Genomic DNA, 837 nt, shown 5'->3' with positions numbered 1-837 from the left:
CCGGACTCGGATGGGCGATGGCCGGTTTACCGTTGGCCGCGGCGCTGCTGTTCGGCACCGCGATCTGTCCCACCGATCCGGTGCTGGCCTCGAGTGTGGTCACCGGCGATCTTGCAGAACGTGACCTTCCCGCCCGGGACCGACAGCTGCTCTCGCTCGAATCCGCCGCGAACGACGGCCTGGCGCTGCCACTGGTGGTCGCCGCGATCGCGGTCGCCGGCCCACTCAGCGCCGGTGCAGCGGTCACCGAATCACTGTGGCAGGTCCTCGGCGCCCTGGTCGCCGGCGCACTCCTCGGCGCCGTCGGCGGTGCAGCACTGCGACTGGGTGACAAGCACGGCGCCACCGCACACGGCCCGGCCCTGTTATTCACCGTTGTGCTTGCCCTGGGCATCCTCGGCGTGGCCGGTCTGCTGCACGTCGACGGGGTGCTCGCCGTATTCGTCGGCGGCCTGGCCTTCAACGCCGTCGGCACCGGCGCCGAACGGACTTCCGAAGTCGAGATCGACGAGGCCGTCAACAGGTTCGCAGTCCTGCCGTTGTTCTTCCTGCTCGGCGCCGCCCTGCCGTGGCAACAGTGGGCCGAGCTGGGCTGGAAGGCACCCGCCCTGGTGGTCGCTGTCCTGCTTCTGCGGCGGATCCCGGTCGTACTGTTGTTGCGACGGCCACTGCACCTACCGCTGCGCGACGCGGTGTATCTCGGCTGGTTCGGGCCGGTGGGGGTATCCGCATTGTTCTATCTGACGATGGAAGCCGAACGCCTCGGCGTCGACGACGCCGTGCTCGGCGCCGGCACGCTCGTGCTGACCGCAAGCACGGTCGCGTTCGGTCTCACCG

1 protein-coding gene is annotated in these 837 nt (G+C 69.5%); it reads left to right on the top strand.

Going from position 1 to position 837, the window contains the following annotated elements:
• On the top strand, window positions 1-837 hold an 837-nt coding region (locus A5767_RS01640), incomplete at both ends, for a cation:proton antiporter domain-containing protein (protein ID WP_064851503.1).

The organism is Rhodococcus sp. 852002-51564_SCH6189132-a, from assembly GCF_001665495.1.
Lineage (GTDB): Bacteria > Actinomycetota > Actinomycetes > Mycobacteriales > Mycobacteriaceae > Rhodococcus > Rhodococcus pyridinivorans.
The sequence above is the reverse complement of the archived record's forward strand: the minus strand, read 5'-3'. Positions and strand labels throughout refer to the sequence as shown.